Below are 25087 nucleotides of genomic sequence, written 5' to 3'. Positions count from 1 at the left end.
ATTATACCTCCATGGGTACTTACTTAATTATCTTATTTATATTTTCATTAAGCATTTCTTCATCCATGATTCCTACATGATCATACACTATATTTCCTTCTTTATCTATAAATATTGTTCTTGGAATACCATTTAGTTGATATTTGTTAGCTGCATCAAGATCTATATCAAACATAACGTTCATATTATATCCTTCTCTTTCCATAAATCCCTCTGCAGATTCTTTAGTTTCTCTCATTCCGTCAGTAACATTTATCATTAGTATTTCTAAATCCCCATTATTATATTTATTTGTTGCTTCTTGAAAATACGGCATCTCATACTTACATGGAGAACACCAACTTGCCCAAAAATTTACTACTACAGCCTTTTTCCCTTTATACTCTGATAACTTTACTTCATTATTATCTTTATCATAAACTATAAAATCTACTGCTGGCTGAAAACTAGATTTTTCATCTGATACATTATTACTAGCTTCATTACTAGCTTCATTACCAGCTCCATTACTTTTGTAATTACTTGATAAATAATCATATCCAAATTTAACCCCTACAAGTAAAACTAACATTATAATACTTATATATATATATCTTTTATTATTTTTCAAATTTATCACTTCCTTTATATTTTAAAATGTCAATATTGATAGTAATAGGTTTAGATAGCCAGTCATCATCATTATCCCTATAATAATTAGGAAAACTCCTGATATTCTATTTATCGTCTTATAGTTTCTCTTTATGAAATCAAAAGTAGTTTTCAGAGAATCTATTAAAAGTGCTGATAGTACAAATGGTATTCCAAGGCCTAAACTATAAGTCAGTAGCATTGATGCTCCCATAAATACATTAGTGGAATTTGATGCTATCATAAGCGCTGATCCTAGAAATGGTCCTACACATGGTGTCCATCCAATTCCAAATATCATTCCAAATAATATTGCAGACATAATAGAGGATTTTTTATATCCTGCTTGGTTATCCATTTTAAAGCTTTTATTCAATAATCCTATATTTATTATCCCTAAATAATTCAGTCCAAATATTACCATAATAGTCCCTGATACTATATTTATTTCTCTCATATGTTTATTGAAAATGACCCCTACTGTTCCAGCTGCTACACCTAATAAGGTAAACACAAAGGTAAATCCTGCAACAAATGCTATTGAATTTATTAATGCTCTGTTTTTATGATTTTTATTATCTATATCTCCTCCAGCAAAATATGAAACGTATATTGGAATCATAGGCAATATACAAGGAGATATAAAGGTTATTATTCCTTCTAAAAATAGTAATATATAATTCATAATTTCCCTCCTAAGGCATCTGAAATAAAATATAGGGTTCCTCAATGGAAATTTAATTTATACATGATTTTAATTCCCATAATAAAAATATTTTCTTGAATGAAGAATTATGGATGAAAAATGAAGAATTATGGTTAAAACTCCACGGCTAAAGCCTTTGGAGTTTTTTTAAATAAATTTTATTTTAAGAAATTCACCTTTAGTGAATTTTTTCCTNNATTCTTCATTATTAATCCTTAATTTCTAAGGGTTTAAGATATTTTTATAGAAAATTTATTTTCCAGAGTATATATTAAGTTTTCATATTGTATCCCTATAGTTAACAATGCGACATCTATTTTATTCTAGACAAAGAAACAAGTTTTCCTCACACTTTAGTTACGAGGGAGTTCTGTTGACCCAGTATGGCGAAAAATATACTAGCATACTGATTAGTTATTTTTTTAATATGCCTAAATACCACACTGTAAACTTTTCATTACTTCTTCATATATTTTTTCTTTATCCACTTTATCTAATTCATTTACAACTCTTATGCCTCCAATTAATCTATTATCCATAAGAATACCATAATTTACACCTTCATCAAGTCTAGTAGTTAAAATAAATTCATTATTTTCCGTATAAATCATATCCTGTTTTTCTCCATTTAACGAATTAATAAGTATTATCTCACTATCCTTATTAATATCATTGATTTTTATATTAAACTCTTCCTTAGCATCAACCATCGTTACTATTCTATCTAAGTAATTTCCGTCATAACTTTTATTTATTTCACTACTATATACTTCATCAAATTTTTTAATACTCTCTGCTTTATTATGCGATAAGGATTTAGATTCATTGTTGAATATGTAAAAACCTACTGTAGTTAAAATCAATATAATTGCTCCTAATATTGTTAAGATTTTTACCTTCATAGCATCACTCCTCTTGCTCCATAATAAAATAATACCTATCTTACTTGTTGATATTATGAAGATTTATTCTTCTATAATAAATGCTCTTTATATAATTATCTTTTTAATATACCTTTAGTTTCAAATCTAACATTTTTATGTAGTTCTATTTTTCTAGTTACATCTCCTACTAAATTATAAAAATCTATCCTGGACTCTATTGCATTTTTTACCTTAATTGTATATTATCCTCACGATAATTTCTTATCGATAATGGTTATTTAACTTTTTATTTTTTATTTACTTTTATTTTCTACATCTTTATTAATACTTATTTTATAACTTATAAAAAGCTTCTTGATACTACATCAAGAAACTTAAGAATAGCATAGTTCAAAAATATATTTTATATCTTTATAGTTAAAATAAAAAATCCACAATCTTAAAGATTGTGGATTTTTCTATGATTGAGGCGATACGTTATCTTTAACGCCTCAATATTTATCTCTATCTATTGTGCTAAATTTAACTAGATATGAGAGTATATTAATTAATTATTCATTATATTGAGGTTCTTCTTGTTTTACAAAGTCAAGTCTTGATTTAAGCGATTGTTCTACACCATTCATTGTATCTGCAAGCTGATTAAACATTTGTTTTGCTTCTTGATTATCTGTATCTAAAGAAAATGTCTTCATATCAGCACATAGGGATTTAGCACTAGCTAATGCTGTTTCAAGTTTAGTTCCTGTTGGCATAAAAATTCCTCCTTTATAATTTTTTTATTGCAATTATATTTTGTTCATAATCAATTTAAATATTCCTTTTATCCATAATGAAATATATTCCTTTTAAATCTGCTCTATATTTATTAAACTTTAGCAGCTGTCTTTAATAACTAAAAAAATATTCATATTAAGAAATGAATTAAAATTAAGTTTATTGGTTAAAGTAGGTTAGAAAGTAATTTAATAAATATAAAGGAGACTTTTATATGACTGCGATTTCAAAGGTAAAACAAACATTGGCTACACTAAAGGGAGCCGAGGCCACTTTAAGAATGTATTCATTACAAGAACGCAATAAAAAATCTAGAGCTATTTATGATCAGACCTCTGAAGAAATAAGAAAAATTAACACTGATTTAGAAAAAAGAATAGGAACTATGGAGTTTGAAGAACCCCAATACAAAGGCAACTAGTGAGGTGGCATATGAATTCTTGGTTAATAATATTATTTAATTCAATAGTTTTATTTTTTTTAGCATTAGTTATAGCAAAATATATGAAAAAAAAGACCTTATCTAGGGCTACCCCCTTTGACTTTATTTCTTATGCTGTCATTGCTCTTATAATTACTTTAATTTCTTTAAATATCGTTGATAATATTTACTTTGGACTAATTACACTGGCTATTTGGGCACTGATGCCTATTATCTTAGATTATGCTTCCATGAGAAGCAAGTCAATTTACAACTTAATACATGGTAAGGAAAGAGTCCTAGTTAAAAACGGCAAAATTATGGAAGATAACTTATCTAAAGAGAGAATGACAGGTCAAGAATTTCTGCAAGAGATGCGTTCAAAAAATGCATTTAACTTAGCTGACGTTGAATTTGCTGTAATGGAGTCAACTGGAGATATAAATGTTAGCTTAAAAGCTGATAAAAAACCTGTTACTCCATACGATTTTGGAAAACAAATGGGACCTAAAGCTGAACCACAGCCTGTTATTTTAGACGGAAATATATTAGATGAAGGTCTTACTAATGCTGGATTAAATCGAGATTGGCTTGCAACCCAGCTAGAAATCAAAGGGGTTTCCCTTGAAAATGTTTTTCTTGGTCAAGTGGATTCTTCTGGAGACTTATATGTAGATCTTTTCGATGATATGATACAAGTTCCTAAAACACAGATTAAGGAAATGTTATATGCTAGCATTCAAAAAAGTCAAGCTGATCTCATGTCATTTTCTTTAGACTGTGACAATAAAGATGCAAAGGCTATGTACTCACAAAATGCTGAAAAATTAGAAAAAATCATAAAAAAATTAGAACCCTATTTATTACGTTAGAAGGTGAAATAAATGTCAAATATGAAAAAGAAAAAAATGACTCCAACTCAGCAGCAATATGATGAATTAGTGAAGCGTATAGAACCTAAAAGATCTATTTCAACTAATTGTATCAGAGCCTTTCTTGTAGGTGGTGCAATATGTACAATTGGTCAAGGATTACAGTGGGTATTTATCCACTACTTTCATTTTACTGATAAGACCTCAATGGCTCCTACTTACATAGTTTTAATCTTTTTTGCATCTTTATTTACTGGCCTTGGAGTTTATGATCATCTTAGTCAATGGGCTGGATGTGGAACTGCCGTTCCTATTACAGGCTTTGCCAACTCTATAACTTCTGCTTCAATTGAACATAAGAGTGAAGGATTTGTACTTGGTGTAGCTGGAAATATGTTCAGGCTTGCAGGAGCGATTATTGTTTATGGAGTTTTTTCTGCTTTTGTAGTTGCTACAATAAAAATGACAATAAAATGGTTAGGGGCGATGTAAATGCTTAAAGGACATCAATCTTGGATTTTCAATTCTAAACCTACAATATTAGCTTCTGCAGCTGTTGGTGGTCCTTTTGAAGGTAATGGTGCTCTAGCTGATGACTTTGATATAATTTATGAAGATTTATGGCTTGGACAGGATAGCTATGAAAAAGCAGAAAGGGCTCTACTTGAGCATGCTTGCGAAAGAGCAATAGAAAAATCAAAGATACAGAAGGAAAATATCAACTTTTTTTTAAGTGGAGACTTAATGGATCAAATCATTTCTAGTAGCTTTACTGCAAGAACTTTAGGGATACCTTATCTCGGAGTCTTTGGTGCTTGCTCTAGCTCCATGGAAGGTTTATCATTAGCAGCTCAATTAATAGAAAGTAAAGCAGCTAAATATGTTATAGCAGCTGCAAGCAGTCATAATGCAGCTGCTGAAAAACAATTTAGATATCCTACAGATTATGGTGTACAAAGACCACCTACTGCTCAGTGGACAGTAACTGGAGCTGGAGCTGTAGTCCTTGGACAAAATGGAGATGGACCTAAAATAACTTCTGCTACCATAGGAAGGGTCATAGATATGGGAGTTTCCGATACCAATAACCTTGGAGCTGCTATGGCACCGGCAGCTGTAGATACCATTGAAGCTCATTTTAGAGATTTAAATATTGATGCTTCTCATTATGATCTTATTGCTACTGGTGATTTAGGAAAAGTTGGTCATGAACTTGCTAATGCTTTATTAGAAAAACATGACATAAATATGCCAGAACATATATTTACAGATTGCGGACTTTTAATATATAAAAAAGATCAACCAAGCTTTTCTGGTGGAAGTGGCTGTGGCTGTTCTGCTGTTGTAACTTATGGACATTTACTTAACCGTATGCGAAAAGGAGAATTAAAGAAGATATTAATTGTTGCAACAGGCGCCTTAATGTCTCCTATATCATATCAACAAAAAGAAAGCATACCTAGCATTGCCCATGCTGTTTCTATAGAAATGTAAAAAAGAAGGTGTGAATTACGTTATGGAAAAATTTATTTTTGCATTTATAATAGGTGGTTTAATTTGTGTTATTGGGCAACTTATAATGGACACTTTAAAGGTTACTCCTGCACATACAACTTGCACACTAGTTGTAATCGGTGCAATTTTAGGTGGATTTGGCCTATATGATCCTTTGATAAAGTTCGCAGGTGCAGGAGCATTTGTGCCTATAAGTAGCTTCGGAAATACCCTTGTAACAGCTGCCTTAGCTGAAGCTGAAAAAGCTGGTTTTATAGGAATATTTACTGGTGTTTTAAAAACAGTAAGTTCAGGAGTTTCTTCAGCAATAGTCTTTGGGTTTCTTTCTGCCATAATATTTAAACCAAAAGGTTAAATATTCACAATGCACAATTGTGGATATTTTGTAGCGGCGAACTTAACTTAATTCACAGTTCACAATGCATAATTCACAATTATGGAAATTTCTCAGTTATCACTGAGAAATTTAAAATTGATTTTGTAGCGGCGAACAGTGTTCGCCATATATTATTGATTAATATTAAACTATAAGATATTGCCAAAAAACTGGCGAACAATGCTCGCCCCTACAATAAAAAACTAGCAATATAAAATTGCTAGTAAAAAAAAATTATTCAAAAAAATTATTTTTCTACAAATAATTTCCTCCTTAATTGTGAATTGTGAATTGTGAACTGTGCATTATCTAAGGTTGTGCATTATTTAAGCTTGTGTATTGTTTAAAGTTATCCACAGATTTAACTTTTTATAATTTCATATAGAATAAAAAAGCATATTGCAATGCGATTATAAATATAAAGTCTTTCCCTAAATTTATACAGACTAAAAAACCCCAGACAACAGATTTCTGTATTGCCTGGGGTTTTTTAGTTGAAGCAAGTGAACACCCTTCTCCATTATTTCTAATAATGCTTACTATATATTGAACTTAGTTTTATTCTAAGTCTTTTAGCATATTATAAAAGCTTTATATCTTGTATTTATAAGATGCCTTATATCCTAGTATTTAATAATTTTGTATAAACATTAAATATCTCAGATTATTATAAGACTAGCATTCCTACTAAAAATGGCATCATACTAAATAGGCCTAAAAACAATTTTTTAGATCTATAATTTGAATCACTTCTATATAAATAGATAGCTAGTACATAACTTATTAAGCCTGATAATAATAAAACCACAATTGATATTCCACTTCCAAATGCTGCATTTCCTGTTTCATTTAAGGCTTCAAATAAATCCATAGCATATGATGTAGGCAGTAATCTCCCTGCTTTTGCTAAGGAACTTGGTAAATTGCTTGACGGAAGCATTAAGCCACCAATAAGCATGGATGGTAAAAATATTAATTGTGCTAGAAGCACTGCCAATGATGTATTATCAGCTACAGTTCCTATTATAAGAGCTAATCCAGAACAAGCAACATACATACATATAAATATAACTATTATACTTAATGGATTAAAATTAATCTCTACATTAAATAATATAGGTGCTGTTATAACAATAAATATAGTTACAATAATTGAGTGAATAGCTGTAGATATTGTTGGTATAGAAATAATTGATAACTTAGGAACTCCATTGATTTTATAACTTCTAAAAATTCCGTCATTACGAGATATAACAATATCATTCGGCATTCCTAGTAATGTACTAACTATAATGACAAATATCATCATAGAAGGTATGAGATTTTCACCATAACTTGGATTCAATTTGGGCATTATTCCACCAATCAATAAATAAAAGGCTATAGGAAAAAGATAATTCATAAGTAATAATGATCTATCCCTTATTCCCGATTTTAAATTAAAAAATAGATGATTTATAAATGCCTTCATAATCAATTTCTCCCTTCTGAAGTTAATTCAATAAATTTCTCTTCTAATGATTGTCGTTCTATCCTTAAATCAACAAGCGAATCACCTTTGCTATTTATAGTATTAATTATTTCATTAACTTTTTCACCAAGATCTTTAGAGCTATAGATATAATAGTCATCTTTAAATTCTGCATCTGTTTCTTTTAAAGAATCATTAACAGTTCTAACTGATATTTTAGATATAGTAGACCCTGATGATGTAATTTCGTTTGGTGTGCCAATTTTTATGATTTTCCCTTTTAATATAACAGCAATCCTATTACAAAGTTTTTCTGCTTCAGCCATATCATGTGTTGCAAGTAATATAGCAGTTCCATTGTCTCGTAATGTCTTCATCACTTCATGTAAATCAACCCTTGATTGTACATCTAAAGCAGCAGTAGGCTCATCTAGAATAAGGATTTTAGGCTTATGCATTATTGCTAATGCTAATATTAATCTTCTTTTTTCTCCACCTGAAAGCTCTCTATATTTCTTATTTAATTTATTTTTTAGTCCCATTTTAGATATAATCTCATGGTTAGGACTAACTTTATGATAATTAGAAAACATATCTATTGCTTCTTTCACTGTCATTGTTAGTGGTAAACCTGATGATTGTAATTGAACTCCAAGGATTTCATGCATTTTTTTGCTATCAACTTGTGGATTATATCCACCAACATCTATTTTCCCACCATCTGGAGTTCTAATACCTTCAATACATTCTAATATACTTGTTTTTCCTGCCCCATTAGGACCTAATAATCCAAATATCTCCCCAGATTTTATTTCAAAACTTATATCATTTACAGCAATATAATCTCCATAACTTTTTTTAAGATTCTCAATATTAATTACAATTTCTTTCATATTTTTTCTTCTCACAAAAATAAGTGAGCCTCCCCTCATCTTACTATAACCTTAATTTTAATTTTAGAGTTAAGTACTTATCCTTACTAAAAGCTAAATACAAGTAAATGATTTATTTCTGTTTCTTTGCTATTTATATTTTTATTCATATAAACGGCCTTTTATTATATTTTTTTACATGTTTGATATTATATGGGTTATAACATAAAATAATACTAATTATATATCTATTTTNNAAAATAGATATATAATTAGTATACAAAATACGTAAAACAAATATTTTTTTATAGTCACTTTTGTAATAATGGTATTTTAATATTATCCATTACTTCTAATTAGTACTTACCATATGTTGAACTTAATTTTAGGCTAAGTCCATTGGTGTATTATGGAAGTTTTATATTTTATTATACGAAGGAGGTATAACATGAAATCAGCACAATATTATATAGAAAAATTAGACATGATACCACATGTGGAAGGAGGATACTTCAAAGAATCCATAATATCAGAAGATTTCTTTAGAGAAGATAAAAAATTATTTAGTAGCATATATTTCTTACTTAAAACTGGAGAGGTATCTCATTTTCACAGATTAACTTCTGATGAGATGTGGTATTACCATGATGGTCAAGCCCTCACTATATATATGATAACACCAGAAGGTGAGCTTATAACTAAGCAATTAGGATTAGATGTAGAGAAAGGAGAAGTTCCCCAAATTTTAGTTCCTAAGGGATATATATTTGGTTCTTCTATGAACAATGATGGATTTGCTTTAGTTGGATGTATGGTAGCCCCTGCATTTACTTTTGATGATTTTGAGCTGTTTGAGAGAGCAGAACTTTTAAATATGTATCCAAATTTCGAAGATATAATAAAGAAATTAACTAGGTAAAACATATTCCTTATATTAGATAAAGAATTATAAAAAATAAAATCTACATTATAGAATTCTTATATTTTTCATATAAGAATTCTATAATCTCCATCTAACTCCAAGTAAGCTTTTCCATATTAATATTATTTCTATACCATTTATCATTTTGTAAGAGCTCCTCAGGGCTTCCTACACTCTTAACCCTACCATTCTCTAAGATTACTATTGTATCACTAGCTATCATAGATGATAAACGGTGTGATATTGACAATATTGTTTTGTTATTACGTACTTTTTGAAGTACCGTTACTATTCTTTCTTCTGTTATTGAGTCTAGATTAGCAGTTATTTCATCAAATAATAGTATAGGTGGATTTGTTACAATTGCTCTTGCTATTGCTAAAAGTTGTTTTTGTCCTTGTGAAAACATAGAATCATTTATAACTTCTGTATCTATGCCCTTTTCAAAAGATGATATATATTCTATAAGCCCTACAAACTTCAGTGCTTTTTCAATTTCTTCTCTTGTTATTCTTTCATCTTGCATACTTATTTGCTCAGCTATTGTTCCCTTTATAAAGTGAAAGCTTTGATCTACATATCCAAATATTCTACGTTTTTCTGAGTTTGGTATATCATAAACGTCAACTCCGTTAATTGTTATGCTTCCCTTTGATGGCTTTAGAAGTCCCATAATTAATTTGAATAAGGTGGTTTTTCCAACTCCGGTTCTTCCTACAAAAGTAGCTTTTTCATTTTGTCCTAATTTAAGATTTATGCTTTTAAGAATAGGTACTCCCCCCTCATATTCAAATGTAATATCATTAAATGCTATACTTATATCACCTGTATCTGAGATAATATCTTCGGATTTAATTTTATTATCTTTGGAAGAATCCTCAATCTCATTGTAAAAATCATCTACTCTGCTTATTCCTGAGATTGCTTGCTGAATATTTTGAAACTCCATTCCTAAATTCTCTATCGGAGTAAATAAATTTGATATTAATTCAATTGATGCTGCAACCATTCCTATGGACATGCCTAAATAATTCAACTGCTTTGATGATAATATCACTATTGTTCCAATTACAATAGCACGTATTATTTGAATTATTGGCGGAAAAACTGAATCATAAAAATTAACTTTTTCAACGGTTTCGAAATTATTTAATAAACATTCAGTATAATTTTTTTCCATATAAGCTTCCTTACTGTAAGCTTTGATCATTTGCACATTTTTTAAGCTTTCAGAAATATGATTATTCACCTTACCCACTAATATCCTATTGTCAATCTGTGCTTTAAGCATCCTTTTTTGAAAAAGTCTTGTAATGCAAAATATAATAGGCAATAAGATTAATGCTATTATCCCAAGCTTTTCACTAAAAATCCAAATTGATATTATAATACCTATAACCTTAAAACAGTCAACTACCATTCCAATAATCCCATTTGTAAATAATGAATTTATTGCATCAACGTCATTAGTAAATCTTGAAACAATAGCCCCTGAACCATTTGATGAAAAGAATGCTGCATTTATTCTTTCAAGCTTTTCCATCATTTCCATTCTTATTTCTTTTGTAATTTTCTGTCCTAATATAGTAATAGCCGCTTCTTTGACAAAATCAAATATACCTATAAACATAATGACTACTATGTAAGTAATAGCTAAAATAAGCAATTTATCATTATTCTTTGGTATAAGATTATTATCTATAATATATTTCAGTAATTGTGGAGGAATTAGGCTTGTAATAACAACACTGCAAATAGTAAAAACTAATAAAATAACTACTTTAATATTATTTTTGACTACCTTCATCATAGCCTTTTTTATTAAACTATTTTCCATCATTGCCTCCTTCTGAACATTGTAAATCATATATAGTTCTATATACTTCAGATTCTTTCATTAATTCATCATGTGTACCATGCTCAACTGTTTTATCATTATTCATCAATATTATTTTATCGATGTTGTTAAAAATAGCTAGACGATGTGAAACTAAAATGATTAGACTATCTTTATAATTTTCTTTTAAATTTTGGATTATTTTTTCTTCTGTTTTCATATCAATAGCAGAAAATGGATCATCTAAGATTATTATTTTATTTTTATTTAGCAGTGTTCTAGCAAGTGCTATTCTTGCCTGTTGGCCACCACTTAACTTTACACCACTATTACCAACTAAAGTATTTTCGCCCTGAGGCATCATTTTCAGATCAGTATCAAAACAAACATCTTTTAAAACTGAGGAAATATCCTCATTGTCTCCTAAAGTTATATTCTTATATATAGTATCTGATAGAAGTTGTGGTCTGTGACCTAAATAAGCAATCATGTTGCTTCGTTCATATTCTGAGTAATCACAAAGCTCCTTACCATCTATTTTTATGCTTCCTTCATATGTATATAACCCAAGCAATGATAAAGCTAAAGTTGATTTACCTGAAGCTATTGGACCTGTTATTCCAATTATTTCGCCTTGAGCACCTTTAAAGCTTATATCATCAAAAATGTTTTTGTCTCCACTTTTATATTTAAAACTAAGATTTTCTACTGATAAGCTTGTCCTGTCATTATTTATGCTAGTTGTAGTATCTTTGCTTTTATATTCCACAAGATAAGGCTTAATCCGTTTCCATGATACTTGTGATTTTTGTACCGAATTAAATAATTTAGCTGCTTTACTTGCCTTAATTGCAAGTGCTGTAAACATTGCAATATAGGTAGAAAACTCTCCAACTGTCCATACTCCATTAATTATTTTTATGCCCCCTTGATAAATTACAACCATTACTCCAAGCATGGCTATAACATGATATATAGGTTGCATTGAATTTTCTAATAAACTAGCTTTTATCGCTTTACTTTGAAGATCCTCTAACTCTTTTGTGTACTTCTCCCTATTTTTAGCTTCCATACCACTTATACGATAAAGCATAGCATTTTCAACTGCGTCATATGTGCTGCTACTAACCTCACTACTTTTTTTACGATAATCCATTGAATATTTGTAAATAACACCTTTTAGCTTCTCAGCTAGTAGCATCGCAATTGGTATAAAAATAGCAGATAAAAGTGTTATTTTTACATCATAAATAAACATAGATACTAAATAAGATGCCATTACAACACCTGTATCAAAAACTTCAGTAGTAAACTTTCTCATACCTTCTACACATATATCAACATCTGAAATAACCCTTGTCATTAAGTTACCCATATTTTCATTATCAAGTTCTTCAATGTCTTTATGCATTATATTATTGTAAATCATTAGACGCATTGTAGCACTTGTGCTATTTGCAAATCTTCTTATATAAAACCGTTTAAAATATCTTAAAAGCTGAATAATTCCTATAATCCCAATAAACATAAGTGCAAGCTTTACTGTTTCAGATAGCTCATTACCATTAACAATTGAATCTATAAGCTTTCCTTGAAATATAGGACCTAAAACAATTACTGTGTTAAAAGCTAATCCAAATATAGCAATACAAGCAACAACTAATTTTTCTTTTTTCCAATAATTAATAATCTTATCTGGCTCTTTCATAGGCTCAATTTTTAATTTTGACATAACAAATAATTCTCCCTTATGATTTTCTTCTCTTTTTAAAACATCTTTGCTGGATCCTTCAAAAAATAACTGACATTCATTAATTATTTTATAAACTAATATTTTCAACTCACAACTAAAATAATCCTTCTTTTCTATTTTTACAAGAGGAGGTATTTTTTGTAATAGTCACCACTAGAAATGTTAAATTCACAATTCACAGTTCACAACTAATGAATTAAAAATTAAGAATTAAGGATGAATAATTATGGTTAAAACTCCGAGGCTAAAGCCTTTGGAGTTTTCTTNNNNATTTAAAAATAATACTGATTTTACAGCTTCTCTAATTTCTTCATATCCAGTACACCTACAAATATTAGATTGTAGCCATTCCTCAATAGTTTCATCATCTGCATGTGGATTGCTTTTTATAAGTCCATAGCAGTTCATTATGAAACCAGGAGTACAATATCCACATTGAAAACCCATTTTTTCAATAAAAGCTTTTTGAATAGGTTCTTCCTTAAGTCCCTCAATAGTAATTAATTTATGTCCAACAGCTTCAACCGCTAATATAATACATGCTTTGATTGGTATTCCATCTAAAAGTACAGTACATGTGCCGCAATCTCCATTTTCACAACCTGGTTTTGCTCCAGTTAATCCCAAACTTTCTCTAAGTACTCTAAGGAGTGTGTCTGCAGGCCTTACAATCAAACTTCTCTTTTCACCATTTATGTCTAGTTCTATTCTTGTCTCTTCAATATATGATATCATCTTCCTTCACCATCCAGTGTTTCCAAAGTATACTCCAGTAAATTNNGAAATTTTTTAATACAAACTTCTTATATTCAGAAGAACCTTGAATGTTGCCAAATATAGGAGCAGGCAAATGGTTTATTGCCCCTTCTATTCTTTGTTCCTTTGTAATAGCTTTATTATTTATATACCCTTCCATTTCCATAGACCTAAATGGAAATGGGCAAACTCCACTAAATGCCATTTGAATATTATTATTCTTTTTAATTGCAGCCATACTAATTAAAGGGTACTCCATCTTTCCTTGTTTAGTTTTCTTCACACTTATATAAGGCAAATTAGAGTAACTCATTTCTGTTGCCAATTGAAAAAGGAACTCCCCTTTTTCTAGTTGAAGTTTTTGATTAAAAGCCTGAATTATTGGAGCATTCCTTTTACCTTTTTCTCCGTATATGCTTACGCTGCTGTCTCCAATTAAATGGCCTAAAATCGCCTCTTTATATACAATTTTACCGCAAATATTTCCTCCAACTGTTATCTTATTACGGGATGTATGATCTGCAGGAAAACTTGCTGTCTTGCTTAGAAATGGAATTGATTTATTCTCAGCAATATGAGTGAGTGTAACTGCAGCCCCTATTATCAGCTGATTGCCTTTTATTTCAAATACATTACACTCAGGAATTCCTTTAATATCTATTACTGCCTTTGTAACTAAATCATTTCTTCTTGCCATAGTAATTATTTCTGTACCACCAGAATAATATAAAGGTTCCTTTCCACTATCACTAAGCTCTTTATATAGCTTTACTGCCTCATCCAATGAATCAGGTTTATAGTATTCAAAATTAAATGCAATCATTAATGTCCCGTTACCAAAACTTTATAAAACTCTATAAGAAAATTATATAAGTTTATAGTTTTGTTTATTTCCTACTTCATAATGTTCGATTTTGCCTAAGCTACTTTCGTTTGATATAACACTCCATAGGCTTTGCTACCTATTAAGGTAGTGGGTTGTAACGATTACCCAATTTAGTTAATCTTTTAGTTGATTATACTAAACCATAGTTTGCAAGATTATAACTAGCATTTTTATCCCTATCACATATAAAACCACAAGAACATTTATAAACTCTATCTGAAAGTTTTAAATCTTTCTTGATAGAACCGCAATGGCTACAAGTTTTACTTGATGGATAAAATGTAGGTACTTGAATAAATTCAATACCATACTGCTCACATTTATATTTCATTTTATTTATAAATATATCAAATCCTTGCTCTGCTATTGCCTTTGATAAGTGCCTGTTTTTCATCATATTAGATACTTTTAAATCTTCCATTACTACTCTAAAAGGCTTGGCTTTCACCATTTTAGAAGTGCTTTGATGTATATGATTTAATCTAATATTTTTAATTTTACTATGAAGTTTTTTAATCTTCTTTTCAAGTTTTGCAATGTTCTTAGTTTGCTGGTAACTCCCTCCTTTTCTATTTTTTTCATATTTTCTTGAACATTGTCTTTCTAATCTTTTTAATCTTTTATTTAAATTTTTAACCGTATAAGTTTTATTAATATTTTTGGCATATAAATTATCTATATTAGTTACTGCTAATTGTGTTATTCCTAAATCTATTCCTAAACTAAAATTATTTAATTTAGTTTTTTCTACTGGTGTTTCAATTCCAACTGAAAGTACCCACACTCTGCCATTAAAATGTATTCTAGGGTTACTAAATTTTTTTATAGTAGTTAAATCCAAATCATAATCTACTCTACATTTAACTTTGCCTATCTTTTCAAGATTTACGAAATGTTCTTTGAAATAAACTTTCTCATACCTACTATAAAATTTAGGTTTTGATTTTTTCTTACTTTTAAATTTAGGGAAACCACTCCCATTAAAGAAATTTTTATATGCTTTATCTAAATCTCTAATGCTTTCTTTTAAAGTTGCATTAGATACTTCATAAAGCCATTCATAACCTTCACTATTCTTTAAAACAGTTAATTCCTTACCTAATTCTGAAACTGATAGTTTCTTATTCTTAACTTTATAATTTTCTATTTGTCTTGCTAATGCCCAATTATAAACAAATCTCATACAATCAATATGTTTATACATTAACTGTACTTGATCTTTTCTTGGATATAATCTTATATTTAATGCTTTAATCATTGTGTTTATCACCTCACTTTTAATATCTATTATATCCAAAGATTATCTTCATATAATAGATTTAAGGTGATAAGATAGCCAATAAAAACGTAAAATAAACCCCTAATAAATAACTTTAAATATACTAAAATATAGTAAGCCTTTATATAGTTTTATAACTTTACCTTAACAGTTATTTAACCCCCTCTTTTACTTTCCATATGAATTCAGGGATTAATGGCAATTGATTAAGAGGTGCTTCTACTGCGCGGGATAAACTATTTGCAAGTGCTGCAGGCATCCCAATTACACCATATTCCCCAATTCCTCTTGCACCATATGGACCATCGAAATTTGGAGTCTCTACAAAATCTACAAGATACTCTGGATTTTCTCCTAGTCTCATAATGTTATATGTTCTTAGCTGCTTATTTTGAATAATGCCTTTATCTGTAAACAAAAATGCTTCACGACTAGCAAAGCTTAAACCTAGGTTCATGCCACCAGATATCTGACCTCTTGCTGCTCCAGCATTAATAACTTTACCTGCATCTATAACACAAGCAGCCTTTATAATTTTGTAGGTATATTCTTTTTTATCAAGCTCTACCTCTACAGCTGCTGCTCCAACCGTCCATTCAGGACCTGTATTACCCTTACCGGTTTCAGGATTTAAATTTGTTATATTATTCAAAGCATAGCTTCCTCTTCCAATAATCTGTGCCCCAATTGAACTTCCATTAGGAAAGGTATATCCAAATGCAATTTTATTAATTTCTATTCCTATTTCAGGATTATCTTTTAAAAATACTTTTCCTCCACCAACATCCAGTTCACCTGGTGAAACCCCTAGAACAATAGCCGCAATGTCACATAGTTGCTTAATGACATCCTCTGCTGCTCTTAAAACTGATTTTCCAATTAATAAAGTAGTTCTACTTGCAGCTGTTTTCCAGTGATAAGGATTTGTTTCAGTATTAACTTCCATTACTACATGAACTTGATCTACATCCATCTTCATTTTTTCTGCTAATATTTGTGCTAAAGCTGTTTTAATTCCCTGCCCTATTTCAACTGCAGCACAAATAAGATTAATACTTCCATCTGAATTAAAGGTAAGAACGGCTCCTCCTCCTGCATTTAAAGCTGTATTTGAGTTTTTCCAGAAACAGCTTACACCTTTAGCTCTAACTTTGCCATCCGCAGTTTTAGATTTATCTACTTCCCCCCAATGTATTAGCTCAATTAGCTTTTGTATACATTTTGGTAAATTACCTAAGTTACTTTTATTAAGCAAGGTCTGTGTAGCACTAGTATCTCCTGGTAAAATTGCATTTCTTAATCTTAATTCTAAGGGATCCATCCCTAGCTTATCTGCTAAAATGTCCATTGATCTTTCTATTGCAAAGGTAAGTTCAGGATGACCAAATCCTCTAAAGGCTGCAGCATAAGGATGATTAGTATACATGCACAATGAGTCACACCATACATTTTCAATATTGTAGGGTCCTGTACAATCTACTCCTGCTGCTCTGCTTATAATTACAGCTCTATCAGAGTATGAGCCACCATCAAATAAATAGGTTATCTCAGCAGCAGTAAGTCTCCCAGCTTTTGTAGATCCAAGTTTAATCTTCGCATCAAGACCTATATGAACTGGAGATGTAATAAAATCGTCTTTTCTTGTATTAGTAAGTTTAACCGGTCTTCCCCCAACAGCTTTTGAACATAAATAAGCAATAAACTCTAGCTGCACAGCTGTTTTACCTCCATAGGCGCCACCTACAAGAGGTACATGAACAATAACCTTGCCAGGATCGATATTAAAGAAATGACTTATAAGTCCTTTTATGGCAAATGGAGCTTGAGAACAAGAGTATATAATAACCCTTCCATCTGGTAATATCCTTGCTGTCACAGACCTTGTTTCCATAGCAGCATGGTCAGAAGGTGGAAATGAAAAGCTTGCCTCCATAGTTACCTCACTTTCATCCCATCCTTTTTTTATATCACCTTTCCTAATCTTAGTTCTGTTAGCGATATTTGTATTAGGTTCAGGAAAAGCTTCATCAATAATCTCATAATCACCAAGTTTTTCATGAACTAGCGGTGAGTCTTTTTTTATCGCTTCACTTGGGGAATTTACTGCTGGTAGAGGTTCATATTCTACCTTTATCATCTGGGCAGCTTTTTCAGCTTCAACCTCACTATCAGCTACCACCACTGCTATCGGTTCGCCATTGTATCTCACTTTATCTATTGCAATGGGAGGTCTATCAACAATAGTAGTTCCAACAAGATGGGGAAAATATTCCCCTGTTAACACGGCTCTAACTCCAGGGGCTTTTAGTGAATCTTCATATTTAATAGATTTTATTTTTGCATGAGCATAAGGACTTGTTACCATTCTTGCATGTAAAAGCCCAGCAGCTTCATAATCATCTGTATATTTTGCCGCACCTGTTACTTTGTCTAAAGATTCTTTTCTTGGTACATTTTTACCTATCACATTAAAATCATACATTAGCTACTCCACGAAATAACATCATTTTCTTTTATAATATATTTATCATAATTAATTATTATGAATATGAGTTATCTTTCCAGGGAAATAACTGCATTAAATATATAAACTCAACCATTTTTCTAATTCACAATTCACAATGCACAATTCACAATTCACAATTGTGGATATTTCTCAGTAGTAACTGAGAAATTTATACTTGATTCTTTTTAGATATATATAACTTTACATCTACAGTAACTTTCCATTATATATTACATAATATGTAATGATATAAAATCATATTAGGAGGATCAATATGATATATTTTTGTCCTATTTATGGTAAGTGGGTTGAACACTCTAGCGATGATAATCCTAACTATAGCGGATGCTGGCCTCCTAGGAACATAAGGGCTGGAGTAACAAATCAAACAATCATCGATAAATGGAATACAGTCTCTCCCCATCCTGCACCTGAACTAAAGCCAGTAGCAGTTAATCCAAAAAATAGTGCATTATTAATATTAGATATGGAGAACTCTATATGCAATAGTCCTCGCTGTATAGCCTCTATCCCTAATATTCATAATTTATTGATGAAAGCCCGTAAAAATGGCATGCTAGTTGTGTATAGCCTTATACCTGCGGGAAATCCTGAAGATATTGTCAATCAATTAACCCCTCTGCCAGGTGATCCTATTGTAAAATCAAACGTAGATAAGTTCTATGAAACCAATTTAGAAGAAATATTACGGAAAAAAGGCATTAAAACTGTTATAGTTACTGGTTATGCCGCTAATGGTGCGGTTCTTCATACAGGAACTAGCGCTGCTTTCCGAGGTTACAATGTTATTATTCCCGTTGACTGCATGTCTGCTAATAATCCTTATGCCGAACAATACACTGCATGGCATATGCTTAATGCCCCTGGAAGTAGAAATCGGGCGGTCCTAACAAAGGTTGATTTAATTAGCTTTTTACCATGATAATTAATAACAAAAGTAAAGTTCAGTTTTAATTAAAGCTACATTTTTAACGCAGTTTAATATATTCTTTTTACCAAAAAATGCACCTCCAAAAATTTAGATTTTTATCTAAACTTTGAGGTGCACTTCAAAATGTACTAGCTAAAAATTTGGAGCCGGAATCTCTTTAAATAAGATAAGGCTTGTGCCACAATAATTCAGATGATTAGCTATGATTAATAGAAACAGCTAGTGCTACCATAGATAATATAAACACCATTGAAATTTCTAGCATGATTACATATGGTTCCCATATTCCAAAATTGAAGGAAATCCCAGATAGATTATCCGACATTTGAGAGCTCGCCATAGGAATTGCATTTAATAAGTGCTTCATAAAGCTTGTTGAAATTAACTCAATTTTGCTTCCTATAATATAAAATATACTTAAACTGACACCTGAAGCTATAGCTATAGTGGTTTTCTTTGTTTTAAAAGAGATATATCCCATCAAAGTTGATAACGCAAAGATTCCAAGGATTTCTGCTACCGTCACTATCATGATGGCTTGTCCTATAGAAAAGTTGCCAAAAGAGAATAGTGAAATCATCTTAAAACTACTTTTTAATGTTTTAAATCCTACCGCAGAACCCATTATTCCTACCGTTCCTAAAGTAGCAATTAGTGTCAGGAAAATTCCATAAAAAATTACTGGTAAAGTTCTAATCATCATATTCTTTTTATAGCTTTTAGTAGTTCTAATAATTTCTATGCTTTCATCTTCAAAGCTATCAGAATAGGTTCCTGAAGCAAAAAATGTCACTAAAAATATAATTATTATAAAAACTAACTTCATATTTGAAAAGACATCATTGTAAAAATAATGGCCAGGATATTGTTCAAACGGGGTCTTCACTTTGCTTAACTTGTTCATTGCAGCTTGCTGCTGTGATGCTGGAAGCCTTTCAATTAATGCCTTAAATTTATTTTTCCAACAATCATAAAATTCTGTAGCATATTTATCAGGATAGTCTTCAATTTTATTTTCATTATAAAGAATTCCTTGATAATTCTTGACAAGGCCCTTAATTACCCAAATTTGTGATTCGTAATAGTAATCTTCAGATTTTTCATCTCGCACTTTCTTTAAGGCTAAAGAAAGGTTTTCCTCTGTAATATCTCCCTCATAGGAGACCTCTTGTTTTGAATTATAAATAAAATCTTTTTGATCATTTACTACTATAAAATTCAAACCTATAGTTATAATTAGAATGCACAATATGGAAAGTAATACGTTTTTTGTATATAAGCGACGTTTCATTTCTAATAAAATCATTAATTTATTACCTCCTAACGTAATTCCATGAACCAATTATCAGACTGATAAAAAGCACCAATAAACTGATAACTGAACAAAATTCGAAATACAAAAATGCTTTGCCAAATATAGAAGCTACAGGTACCTTAAATTCAAAAAATGAAAAAACTGCGCTACCTGGTAAAACTATTTTTATTGCCTCCAATATTGGATTATTTAAATTCATGCCAACACATAATAAAAATCCACTTACAATAACTAATACACTAATACTCATTGCTGTTGATTTTTTCTTAACTTTAGATGAAATAAAAATTGTAAATGAACAAAATGTAAGTGTCCCAATAACTCCTACCACAATCATCTTTTTCATTACATCACCTAAATTATAAGGTAGAACAGTTGTGAATAGTTGAGCTGATGTTTTAAGAGCAGTTGCTGGAAGATAATGATTCAAAATTCCTATATACGTTCCCATTCCAAATACATACATAAGACATCCCATAATAATTGGTATAAAAAGCTTAGCAAATAATAACTTCCCTCTTCCACCTTTTGTTGAAGATATAATTTCATCTAAGCCGCATTCTTTATCCTGTGCAATAATTCCACTTGAAAAGAAACCTATAATTATTAAAAGTACAAAAGTAAATAATTGAATATGTTCAATACCATCTCTCCATGTTTCATAACCACCATAATAAGTATATGGTTTTTCTACTTTGCTCCACATTTTGTGAGCTAAGTCCTTTTCTACTTGGTTTTTTGTTCTTGTAGCAATGAGATTTTCATAATATAAGTTTTCATTTTCATAAAAATGAGAACCAAAATCTAAAGGAAACTTTTCAACTTGGTAAATGTCACCTCCTGATATTAGTTTAAGTCTATAATTTTGCATAACTAGTGTATCTGCATAAACTGCCAATTTTAATAAATCATCATTCATAATGATGTTGTCTTCTTTATCCTTAGACTTTAAAAAAACTTCACCGCTTTTTTGAAAATTATCCAAAGTCATTTTTCCAGAATATACATTTCTATCCTTAGCCGCAATTTCTATAGCTTTCATTCCTTTAAGTCCTTTATAACATCCGGTCATCATAAAGCCTTCTGTTCTTCCACCTATAATAAACCATGCCCATAGTATCCCAAGAATAATAGAAGTTAAAAGGTAATATACAAACCTCTTCCCCCCCATTTGACGTTTCAACTCAGAAATAAATATATCCATTATTTAACCTCCTTTATCTTTGAAAGATAGAAGTCATTTAAATTAGGTTTAACTAGCTTACTACCTTTTAATGGCGACTTTGCAATATATCGAATGGTTACTGCTCCATCACCTTCATTACGAAAATTCATGATTCTATATTGCTTTTCTAGCATGTTCATCTCTTCGTATTGCACAACTGCTTCAAAAACCATACCATCAATAGAATTAATTAATGTATGACTTTCTCCTGATTCAATAATTACTCCCTTTTCCATCAATATAAGATAGTTTGCAATAAATTCTATATCAGATACAATATGCGTAGAAAGAATAATAATTTTTTCCTTGCTAATTGTTGTTAGATAGTGGCGAAAATTTCTTCTTTCTTCTATATCCAAACCTGCTGTAGGTTCATCAACAATTAATATATCTGGATTGTTCAGCATCGCCTGACAAATTCCTACTCTTCTTTTCATTCCACCAGAAAGTTTATCTACTTTTTTATGCTTTACATCAGATAAATTAAATTGTTCTAATAAATCTGTAATACGTTTATTTCTTGTAACTTTGTCAATACACTTTAGAGAACCTATATAGTTTAGAAAGTCTTCTACACTTTGATTCTTGTCATATCCAAAATGCTGAGGTAAATATCCTATCCTGCCTAGATATTCCCCTCCCAAACTAGAGATGCTATTATTATCAAAATAAATTTTTCCTTGACTAGGTTTTAAATTTCCTACCATCATTCTCATTAACGTTGTTTTTCCAGCCCCATTTGGTCCTAAAAGTCCCCATATACCTGGTGTAAAATTTAAATCAACATCTTTTACAGCCTTTAAACCTTTAAATTCTTTTGTTACTTTATTAATCTTTAATTCCATTTTAGACCCTCCAAAAAATAAAAAACTTTTGTCTAACCATTACTCTATCAATTATTAGACAAAAGTTTATTCATAATTTATATATGATTTATAAAGATTTTATAAAGATTTTGGTAAATAAATACTAAAGGTTGTATGACCATTTACACTTTTTGCCTTTAACATTCCACCATGACGCTCTACTATTTCTTTAGCAATAGCAAGTCCCAGTCCTGACCCTGATGATTGACTTCTTGCTTTATCTCTGCGGTAAAATTTTTGAAATATTAGTTCAAGTTCTTGATCTGATATAACATCTCCATCATTTTCCGCAGTTATGCTAGTCATTTCTCCCTCTTCTTTACCTGTAATTTTAATAACAGAATTCTTATTACTATAGCTGATAGCATTTTTTAGAATATTATTTAAAACTCTTGCCAAAAGGCTACCATCGCCATATATTTTAAAATTTGGTGATATATTTAAATCAATCTGTAATTTTTTAGGTATACATAATGGATAAAACTCATCTGTTATCTGTTGCAAAAAAAATTCTCCATCAAATTCTGTTTTATTTATTGGAATCTCTTGAAGATTAAACCTAGTAATATCAAAAAACTGATTGGTTAATTCCTCTAAATGGTAGGCTCTATCTAAAACTTTTTTTAAATAATCTTTCTGAATTTTTTCTGGAACTTCAGATTCTTCCAAAATACTCAAATAACCAATAATAGCTGTTAAAGGTGTTTTTAAATCATGTGCCAAATAAGTTACCAAATCATTTTTCTTTTGAATTTCCATTTCTTTTTCTTGCTCTATTCTTGCCTTTTCATTCAAAATTGATTTAATCTCCACATCAATAAGTCTTAATTCTTGAACTTCAGTAGGATTTTCATCATCTCGAAACTGACGTAGTCTCTCCTCCACTTGAGCTACTACTTTCTCCTTCTCACGATTTTGCGATACTTTAGAGACAAAATAAATACTAATTTCTACTATTAAGAAACCTGTAACAGCTATAAATATTAATATGTCTCTCAATCTATCCCATCTAAAAGTTCCCCTTATTGCATGATATCTACTATAACTTAATGTTACTTCTTCTCTGTCCTCAAGTAATTGCCGTACAAAATATTCAGCAACACTGCCTTCTAAGTATATATCAATAAAAAACAATATGAGTATAAAAGCTATGAACGAGATAATATAATAATTCCATTTCCATTTTTTATGCTTCAATGATATAGCCTACCCCCCATACCGTTTTAATATATTCTGGTTTTTCATAAGAATCTCCCATTTTTTCTCTTAAGTTTCTAACATGAACAGTAATAGTATTGGTTGGTTTTGAATAATATTGGTCTTCCCAAATCAAATTAAACAATTCCTCTCCACTTAAAACTTCTCCTTTTCTCTTTAATAGTGCTTCTAATATTTTAAACTCCGTAGGTGTAAGCTTAATCTCTTTTTCATTAATACTTACTTGTTTACTCTTTTGATTTAAAGTAAGCGCTTTATAATAAATACTTTCCGTATCAGTTATGCTTTCACCATATTGTTTATAACGTCTTAATTGTGCCTTTACTCTAGCAACTACTTCTAATGGATTAAAAGGCTTGCTAATATAATCATCAGCACCATAGCTTAGACCTAATATTTTGTCCTGATCTGCATTTTTAGCTGTAATCATGATAATAGGGTAATAATATTTTTTACGAATACTTTTACAAATACTTAGCCCATCAATATCTGGAAGCATCAAATCTAAAATAACAAGATCTGGCTGTTTAACTAATTGCTTCATTGCTTCAGCCCCATTTTCAGCCTTCAATATCTCATAGGATTGACCTTCCAAGTAAAGCTTTAATATATTTCTTATGTCCTCATCATCTTCGACGATTAAAATTTTCTCCATACTGTTCCCCTCTTTTCTAATACATCAATAGTTTACTATCCAAGAACTTTCATATCAATACAAAAATTATATATTGGGGTAAGATATAATAATCATAGTAATAAAAATTTTATTTTATCATATATCCAACATCATTCATATTCTTAATACATTACTGATTAAATTAATCTAATTTTATATGAATTGCCTCCAGCAATATGGTATAGTGGAACATCTTTTGTTAGTACAGATATTACTTTGTTTTTTGTGCATATTTTAAATGATATTATTAAAATCCATGATGATAAGGAAATCTTTTTTCAAACTATAAAAAGGTCTGCTTGAAACTGATTTAAAATTCACTTTCAAGCAGACCTCTTATTTAATCATAAATTTATTACAAGTTTGTTCAGA

Annotated in this window: 24 protein-coding genes; 7 read left to right on the top strand and 17 right to left on the bottom strand. The window is 30.2% G+C overall.

Going from position 1 to position 25087, the window contains the following annotated elements; genetic code table 11:
• Positions 1-19: 19 nt before the first annotated feature.
• From B2W91_RS00290 to B2W91_RS00275, 4 genes are all read right to left on the bottom strand, one after another.
• Positions 20-610, bottom strand: a complete 591-nt coding sequence (locus tag B2W91_RS00290) for a TlpA disulfide reductase family protein (protein ID WP_349680766.1) — start codon at positions 608-610, stop codon at positions 20-22.
• A 21-nt stretch (positions 611-631) separates the two neighbouring features.
• Positions 632-1315: a cytochrome c biogenesis CcdA family protein gene (locus B2W91_RS00285; RefSeq protein ID WP_291578241.1), complete on the bottom strand. Its 684-nt coding sequence runs from the start codon at positions 1313-1315 to the stop codon at positions 632-634.
• Positions 1316-1767: 452 nt separating this feature from the next.
• Complete coding sequence (locus B2W91_RS00280) at positions 1768-2238, bottom strand: hypothetical protein (protein WP_291578240.1); 471 nt, start codon at positions 2236-2238, stop codon at positions 1768-1770.
• 533 nt (positions 2239-2771) lie between these two features.
• Positions 2772-2975, bottom strand: coding sequence for a DUF1657 domain-containing protein (locus B2W91_RS00275; RefSeq protein WP_291578239.1), 204 nt, complete (start codon positions 2973-2975; stop codon positions 2772-2774).
• A gap of 236 nt (positions 2976-3211) precedes the next feature.
• Between B2W91_RS00275 and B2W91_RS00270 the strand changes: the two genes are divergently transcribed.
• From B2W91_RS00270 to spoVAE, 5 genes are read left to right on the top strand one after another with little or no spacing between them, the layout of a single operon-like run.
• Positions 3212-3418 carry a DUF1657 domain-containing protein gene (locus B2W91_RS00270; protein ID WP_291578238.1) on the top strand — a complete coding sequence of 69 codons (207 nt, stop codon included), beginning with the start codon at positions 3212-3214 and terminating at the stop codon, positions 3416-3418.
• A gap of 11 nt (positions 3419-3429) precedes the next feature.
• Positions 3430-4290 (top strand): DUF421 domain-containing protein, encoded by an 861-nt coding sequence (locus B2W91_RS00265; protein WP_291578237.1) that lies wholly within the window; start codon positions 3430-3432, stop codon positions 4288-4290.
• A 12-nt stretch (positions 4291-4302) separates the two neighbouring features.
• Positions 4303-4782 (top strand): stage V sporulation protein AC, encoded by a 480-nt coding sequence (gene spoVAC, locus B2W91_RS00260; RefSeq protein WP_291578236.1) that lies wholly within the window; start codon positions 4303-4305, stop codon positions 4780-4782.
• Positions 4783-5784, top strand: coding sequence for a stage V sporulation protein AD (gene spoVAD, locus B2W91_RS00255; protein ID WP_291578235.1), 1002 nt, complete (start codon positions 4783-4785; stop codon positions 5782-5784).
• 22 nt (positions 5785-5806) lie between these two features.
• The gene (gene spoVAE / locus B2W91_RS00250) at positions 5807-6160 is read left to right on the top strand and encodes a stage V sporulation protein AE (RefSeq protein WP_291578234.1); all 354 of its coding nucleotides are present in this window, start codon (positions 5807-5809) and stop codon (positions 6158-6160) included.
• A gap of 688 nt (positions 6161-6848) precedes the next feature.
• On the opposite strand, the gene B2W91_RS00245 is transcribed toward spoVAE, so the two are convergent.
• Together B2W91_RS00245 and B2W91_RS00240 are read right to left on the bottom strand one after the other, a co-directional pair.
• Positions 6849-7652, bottom strand: coding sequence for an ABC transporter permease (locus B2W91_RS00245; RefSeq protein WP_291578233.1), 804 nt, complete (start codon positions 7650-7652; stop codon positions 6849-6851).
• Between the two features lie 2 nt (positions 7653-7654).
• Positions 7655-8560 (bottom strand): ABC transporter ATP-binding protein, encoded by a 906-nt coding sequence (locus B2W91_RS00240; RefSeq protein ID WP_291578232.1) that lies wholly within the window; start codon positions 8558-8560, stop codon positions 7655-7657.
• Positions 8561-8972: 412 nt separating this feature from the next.
• Between B2W91_RS00240 and B2W91_RS00235 the strand changes: the two genes are divergently transcribed.
• Positions 8973-9443, top strand: a complete 471-nt coding sequence (locus B2W91_RS00235) for a cupin domain-containing protein (RefSeq protein WP_291578231.1) — start codon at positions 8973-8975, stop codon at positions 9441-9443.
• 94 nt (positions 9444-9537) lie between these two features.
• Here B2W91_RS00235 and B2W91_RS00230 read toward each other — a convergent pair whose 3' ends face one another.
• From B2W91_RS00230 to B2W91_RS00205, 6 genes are all read right to left on the bottom strand, one after another.
• A complete protein-coding gene (locus B2W91_RS00230; RefSeq protein WP_291578230.1) occupies positions 9538-11283 on the bottom strand; it encodes an ABC transporter ATP-binding protein in 1746 nt (581 codons plus the stop codon).
• Positions 11273-13015, bottom strand: coding sequence for an ABC transporter ATP-binding protein (locus tag B2W91_RS00225; RefSeq protein ID WP_291578229.1), 1743 nt, complete (start codon positions 13013-13015; stop codon positions 11273-11275). The genes B2W91_RS00230 and B2W91_RS00225 overlap by 11 nt, the downstream gene beginning before the upstream one ends.
• 231 nt (positions 13016-13246) lie before the next feature.
• Entirely contained in the window at positions 13247-13771 is a 525-nt protein-coding gene (locus B2W91_RS00220; protein WP_291578228.1) for a (2Fe-2S)-binding protein, read from the bottom strand.
• On the bottom strand, positions 13755-14615 hold the full coding sequence (locus tag B2W91_RS00215) for an FAD binding domain-containing protein (protein ID WP_291578227.1): 861 nt from the start codon (positions 14613-14615) through the stop codon (positions 13755-13757). The genes B2W91_RS00220 and B2W91_RS00215 overlap by 17 nt, the downstream gene beginning before the upstream one ends.
• Positions 14616-14808: 193 nt before the next feature.
• Positions 14809-15936 carry an RNA-guided endonuclease InsQ/TnpB family protein gene (locus tag B2W91_RS00210; RefSeq protein ID WP_291578226.1) on the bottom strand — a complete coding sequence of 376 codons (1128 nt, stop codon included), beginning with the start codon at positions 15934-15936 and terminating at the stop codon, positions 14809-14811.
• A 172-nt stretch (positions 15937-16108) separates the two neighbouring features.
• Positions 16109-18439 carry a xanthine dehydrogenase family protein molybdopterin-binding subunit gene (locus B2W91_RS00205; protein WP_291578225.1) on the bottom strand — a complete coding sequence of 777 codons (2331 nt, stop codon included), beginning with the start codon at positions 18437-18439 and terminating at the stop codon, positions 16109-16111.
• A 298-nt stretch (positions 18440-18737) separates the two neighbouring features.
• Here B2W91_RS00205 and B2W91_RS00200 point away from each other — a divergent pair, with 298 nt between their 5' ends.
• The gene (locus B2W91_RS00200; protein WP_291578224.1) at positions 18738-19406 is read left to right on the top strand and encodes a cysteine hydrolase; all 669 of its coding nucleotides are present in this window, start codon (positions 18738-18740) and stop codon (positions 19404-19406) included.
• A 205-nt stretch (positions 19407-19611) separates the two neighbouring features.
• Here B2W91_RS00200 and B2W91_RS00195 read toward each other — a convergent pair whose 3' ends face one another.
• The 5 genes from B2W91_RS00195 to B2W91_RS00175 form a co-directional block, all read right to left on the bottom strand.
• Positions 19612-20721: a hypothetical protein gene (locus tag B2W91_RS00195; RefSeq protein WP_291578223.1), complete on the bottom strand. Its 1110-nt coding sequence runs from the start codon at positions 20719-20721 to the stop codon at positions 19612-19614.
• 7 nt (positions 20722-20728) lie between these two features.
• Complete coding sequence (locus B2W91_RS00190; RefSeq protein ID WP_291578222.1) at positions 20729-21934, bottom strand: ABC transporter permease subunit; 1206 nt, start codon at positions 21932-21934, stop codon at positions 20729-20731.
• Positions 21934-22800, bottom strand: coding sequence for an ATP-binding cassette domain-containing protein (locus B2W91_RS00185; protein ID WP_291578221.1), 867 nt, complete (start codon positions 22798-22800; stop codon positions 21934-21936). The genes B2W91_RS00190 and B2W91_RS00185 overlap by 1 nt, the downstream gene beginning before the upstream one ends.
• Before the next feature lie 99 nt (positions 22801-22899).
• The gene (locus B2W91_RS00180) at positions 22900-24018 is read right to left on the bottom strand and encodes a sensor histidine kinase (RefSeq protein WP_291578220.1); all 1119 of its coding nucleotides are present in this window, start codon (positions 24016-24018) and stop codon (positions 22900-22902) included.
• Entirely contained in the window at positions 24008-24694 is a 687-nt protein-coding gene (locus B2W91_RS00175) for a response regulator transcription factor (protein ID WP_291578219.1), read from the bottom strand. The genes B2W91_RS00180 and B2W91_RS00175 overlap by 11 nt, the downstream gene beginning before the upstream one ends.
• Positions 24695-25087 lie beyond the last annotated feature (393 nt).

Origin of the sequence: Clostridium sp. UBA6640 (assembly GCF_002455975.1) — a bacterium.
Lineage (GTDB): Bacteria > Bacillota > Clostridia > Clostridiales > Clostridiaceae > Clostridium_J.
This window is presented reverse-complemented; position numbering and strand designations above follow the sequence as displayed.